The sequence below is a fragment of the Mycobacterium sp. genome, assembly GCF_049683935.1.
Classification (GTDB): domain Bacteria; phylum Actinomycetota; class Actinomycetes; order Mycobacteriales; family Mycobacteriaceae; genus Mycobacterium.
In genome coordinates, this window is the sequence record NZ_JBAUJR010000424.1 from 1 (window position 1) to 5185 (window position 5185).

Consider the following 5185-nt stretch of genomic DNA (forward strand, 5'->3'; position numbering starts at 1 on the left):
GGCTTCGACGACCGGCCGCACCGCGGCCGACTCGTGGTGCATCAGGACCTGACCGCCGAGGTCATCGACATTTTTCAGCGGCTCTTCGAGTTGCGCTTCCCCATCGAGCGGATGCGCACCGCCGACCACTACCCCGACGCCGACGACGAGCTGTCGATGCGTGACAACAACACCTCGGCGTTCAACTGCCGCGACATCCCCGGCACCGGCAACTGGTCGCTGCACGCCTACGGCCGGGCCGTCGACATCAACCCCAGGCTCAACCCCTACGTCGATCGCCGAGGTGATTTCCAGCCGGCCAACGCCGGGCCGTGGGTCGACCGCAGCCGCACCGATCCCGGGACGCTGAACGACGGCGACCCGGCCGTGCGAGCCTTCACCGACCGCGGCTGGCGCTGGGGCGGGCACTGGCGCACACCGCTGGACTACCAGCATTTCGAACGCCGATAACCGGTCCGTGACCTCACAGAGGTGAACCCCCGCAGACGGCATCTCGTGTCGTACGGTGAGTCGCCCCACTCCCGGACTGGAGACTGCGCTGCTTCACCGAGTCGCTCTGTCGGCCTTCGCCGCGCCCCGCCGCATCCTCGTCGCCGCGGCGCTGTTGACGGTTGCCCTGGGGGTTTTCGGGCTGCCCGTCGCCACGGATCTCTCCCCCAGCGGGTTTCAGGACCCGGCCTCCGAATCCGCCCGTGCGGCTATAGTTCTCACCGAGAAGTTCGGTCAGGGTGATGTGCAGATGGTGATTGTCGTCTCCTCACCCGAGGGCGTCGACAGTCCCCGGGCGCGAGCGGCTGGAACCGCCATCGTCGCCGAGCTGGCCGACGATCCGAACGTCGCGGCCGTCTCGTCGGCATGGACGTCCCCGCCTGCGGCCGCGGCGGACCTCGTCAGCGGGGATCGCACCTCCGGACTCGTCGTCGCCGGCATCAACGGCAGCGAAGCCCAACAGCAGATCACCGCGAAGGAGATCTCCGATCGGGTCACCCGCGACGACGGCGCCGGCGACGGGGTGACGGTCCGCACCGGCGGCACCGCGATGGTCAACGTGCAGATCACCGAGCAGTCCCAACGCGACCTGCTGCTCATGGAGTCGCTGGCGATACCGCTGAGCTTCCTGGTCCTCGTGTGGGTGTTCGGCGGGCTGCTCGCCGCCGCGCTCCCGGTGGCGATCGGCGGCATGGCGATCGTCGGCGCGCTGGCCGTGCTGCGGCTGGTCACGTTCGCCACCGACGTGTCGATCTTCGCGCTGAACCTGGCCACCGCCATGGGTCTGGCGCTGGCCATCGACTACACGCTGCTGATCCTGAGCCGCTATCGCGACGAGCTGGCCACCGGATCCGACCCGACCGCCGCCCTCGCGCGGACCATGGTCACCGCCGGACGCACCGTCATCTTCTCGGCCACCACGGTGGCGCTGTCCATGGCGGCGATGGTGCTGTTCCCGATGCACTTCCTCAAATCGTTCGCCTACGCCGGGGTGGCCACCGTCGGGTTCGCCGCAGCCGCCGCGGTCATCGTCACGCCCGCAGCGATAGTGCTGCTCGGCACCCGTCTGGACTCCCTCGACGTCCGACGTCTGGCCCGCAGGATCCTGCGCAGGGCCGACCCCGGCCCCGTCCCGGTCGAGCGGCGGTTCTGGTACCGCTGCGCCAAAGCCGTGATGCGGCGCGCACTTCCACTCGGAATGGCCGTCGTCGTGCTGCTGCTGGTGCTCGGTGCGCCGTTCCTCGGCGTGCAATGGGGGTTCCCCGACGACCGGGTGCTGCCGCCGTCGGCGTCGGCGCATCAGGTCGGAGACGACCTTCGCCGCGACTTCGCGGGAACCGCCGGAAACACCGACACCGCCGTACCGGTCGTCATCCCCGACGCCGACGGTCTGGCACCGGGCGACCTTTCGGGTTATGCCGCAGAACTATCCCGCGTGCCCGATGTTCTCGCGGTGTCGGCGCCCACCGGAACATTCGTCGACGGTGTCCGGGCCGGCCCGCCGTCCGCGCCGGCGGGCCAGAACCAGGGCAGCGCATTCCTCACCGTCGCGAGCAGTGCACCGCTGTTCTCCGACGCCTCCGAGACACAACTCGACCGACTGCACGATGTCGCCGGCCCCGGCGGACGCACCGTCGAGATGACCGGCACCGCCCAGATCAACCGTGACAGCGTCGCAGCGATCACCTCCACGCTGCCACTGGTGCTCGGCGTCATCGCCGTCATCATGTTCGCCCTGCTGTTCCTGCTCACCGGTAGCGTCGTGGTGCCACTGAAAGCGTTGGTGCTCAACATCCTGTCGCTCACCGCCGCGTTCGGCGCGCTGGTGTGGATCTTCCAGGACGGCCACCTGGCAGGGCTCGGAACCACACCGACCGGCACTCTCGTCGCGAACATGCCGGTGCTGCTGTTCTGCATCGCGTTCGGGTTGTCGATGGACTACGAGGTGTTCCTCGTCGCTCGAATCCGCGAATTCTGGCTGGAGACAGGAAAGTCCGACGAATCGGTGGCGCTCGGCATCGCCTACACCGGCCGCATCATCACCGCCGCCGCATTGATCATGTCCATCTCGTTCGCCGCGCTGATCGCCGCCAACGTGTCGTTCATGCGGATGTTCGGCCTCGGTCTGACATTGGCGGTGCTCGTCGACGCCACCCTGATCCGGATGGTGCTGGTACCCGCGTTCATGCACCTGATGGGTGGATCCAACTGGTGGGCGCCGCGCTGGCTCACCCGTGTGCACGACCGTCTCGGCTTCAGCGAAGCGCCGAGGACCCTCCCCCGCAGCGTCAGTCAGACAGAGCAGGTGACCACATGACCGATCCCATCAGCGTCATCGCCGGTGTGCAGGGGGCGCTGCCGCCCCACGGCTACACCCAGCACGAGATCACCGAGGCCTTCCTCGCCGTGCCGGCGTTCGCCGGTCTCGGTGACGTCGTCCGCGGGCTTCACGACCATGCGAAGGTCAACAGCCGCCACTTCGTGCTGCCTCTGGAGCGTTATCCGTCGCTGACCGACTTCGGCGAGGCGAACGACATCTACCTCGAGCACGCCCTGGATCTGGCCTGCGAGGCGCTGACCGCTGCGCTCGACGAGGCAGGGCTGCGCCCCACCGATCTCGACATGATCATGACGACGACGGTCACCGGCGTGGCGGTGCCGTCGCTGGACGCACGCATCGCGAACCGGTTGGGTCTTCGGCCCGACGTGCGCCGGGTGCCGCTGTTCGGGCTGGGCTGCGTGGCCGGTGCGGCCGGCATCGCCCGCATGCACGACTATCTGCGCGGCGCCCCCGACCACGTCGCCGCACTGGTGTCGGTGGAGTTGTGTTCACTGACCTATCCGGCCGCCGAGCCGACGATGGCCAGCCTCGTCGGCAGCGCCCTGTTCGGTGACGGTGCCGCCGCGGTGATCGCCGCGGGTGAGACCCGCGCCGGCGAGATCAACGCGACCGGGCCCGCAGTGCTCGACTCGCTCAGCCGGATGTACCCGGACTCGCTGGACACCATGGGATGGAAAGTCGGGCGCAACGGTTTCCAGCTGATCCTGTCGCCGAACCTGCCCGAGCTCATCGACCGCTACCTCGCCGATGACATGGCCGGCTTCCTCGGCGGGCACGACCTCACCGTCTCCGACATCGAGGCATGGGTGTCCCACCCGGGCGGTCCCAAGGTGATCGAGGCGATCACCGCCACGCTCGGTCTCGCCGACGACGCGCTGGAGTTGACGTGGCGCTCGCTTGCCGAGGTGGGCAACCTGTCGTCGTCGTCGGTGCTACACGTTCTGCGCGACACCCGCGCCAAGAAGCCGACGCCCGGATCTCCGGGACTGCTGATGGCGATGGGACCCGGCTTCTGCTCCGAACTCGTGCTGCTGCAGTGGCGTTGAGCATGCTCGCCTACATCGTGCTGATCGCCGCCGTCGGGGTGGAGCGGATCGCCGAACTCGTGGTCTCCCAACGGAATCTGACGTGGAGCAGGTCCCGTGGTGGCGTCGAGTTCGGCGCCGGCCACTACCCGGTGATGGTGGTGCTGCACACCGGCTTGCTGGTGGGCTGCCTGGTCGAGGCCGCGCACCGCGAGTTCATCCCGGCGTTGGGCTGGTCGATGTTCGCCGTCGTGATCGCCGCCCAGGGACTGCGGTGGTGGTGCATCACCACACTCGGCCGGCAGTGGAACACCCGCGTCGTGGTCGTCCCGGACGCCGGGCGAGTCACGGGCGGCCCATACCGCTTCCTCTCGCACCCCAACTACGTCGCCGTCGTCCTCGAGGGCATCGCGCTGCCGTTGGTGCACAGCGCGTGGATCACGGCGACGGTGTTCACGGTGCTCAATGCCGTGCTGCTGTGGGTGCGGATATCGGTGGAGGACAAGGCTCTCGAGTCGCTGACATGATCGATCTGGCCGTCGCAGGCGGTGGACCCGCGGGCTTGGCGACCGCGATCCTCGCGGCCCGCGCGGGCCTGCAGGTGACGGTGATCGAGCAGCGCACCGGTCCGATCGACAAGGCGTGCGGCGAGGGTCTGATGCCGCACGCGGTGCGCCAACTCGACCTGCTCGGCGTCCGGCCCGCGGGACGGGTGTTCCGCGGGGTGTCCTATCTCGACGGCCGTCGGTGTGTCACAGCACAGTTCGGCTCGGGTCCGGGGTTGGGGGTGCGGCGCACCACCCTGCACGAGGCGTTGCAGCGCGAGGCGGCCGCGGCAGGTGTATCGGTGGTGCACGACAGGATCGGTGCGATCGTCCAGGATGCACAATCGGTGACTGTCAACGGGATCCGAGCCCGCTACCTCGCTGCGGCCGACGGCCTGCACTCACCGATCCGGGCCGGCCTGGGCCTGAATCAGCCGGTGGGCAGAACCCGGCGCTGGGGCCTCAAACGCCACATCGCCGTCGCGCCGTGGAGCGACGTCGTCGAGGTGCACTGGTCCGATGAGCCCGAGGCCGGGGAGGCCTATGTGACACCGGTGGCCGACGATTGCGTCGGCATCGCGATCCTGACCTCGCGGCAGGGCCGTTTCGAGCAGCACCTCGCCGCGTTTCCCGCGCTGCGCGAGCGCCTCGACGGCTTCTCCTACGAAGCCGACCGGGCGGCCGGACCGCTGCGGCAGAAGTCACGCAGTCGGGTCGCGGGACGGGTGCTGCTGGTCGGTGACGCGGCGGGCTACGTCGACGCCCTCACCGGTGAAGGTCTGGGA

The 5185-nt window shown here is 69.0% G+C and carries 5 protein-coding genes; all 5 read left to right on the plus strand.

The window, feature by feature from the left end; translation table 11 throughout:
• Positions 1-450, plus strand: a 450-nt coding sequence (locus WA965_RS23830; protein ID WP_526448142.1) for a M15 family metallopeptidase, incomplete at its 5' end; no start/stop codon positions are given.
• A gap of 88 nt (positions 451-538) precedes the next feature.
• Positions 539-2806 carry an MMPL family transporter gene (locus WA965_RS23835; protein WP_526302670.1) on the plus strand — a complete coding sequence of 756 codons (2268 nt, stop codon included), beginning with the start codon at positions 539-541 and terminating at the stop codon, positions 2804-2806.
• Between the two features lie 8 nt (positions 2807-2814).
• Entirely contained in the window at positions 2815-3876 is a 1062-nt protein-coding gene (locus tag WA965_RS23840; protein WP_526302668.1) for a type III polyketide synthase, read from the plus strand.
• 2 nt (positions 3877-3878) lie between these two features.
• Complete coding sequence (locus WA965_RS23845) at positions 3879-4382, plus strand: isoprenylcysteine carboxyl methyltransferase family protein (protein WP_526302666.1); 504 nt, start codon at positions 3879-3881, stop codon at positions 4380-4382.
• Positions 4379-5185 (plus strand): NAD(P)/FAD-dependent oxidoreductase (locus tag WA965_RS23850; RefSeq protein WP_526448143.1); only part of this gene is annotated, 807 nt, incomplete at its 3' end. The genes WA965_RS23845 and WA965_RS23850, both read left to right, overlap by 4 nt.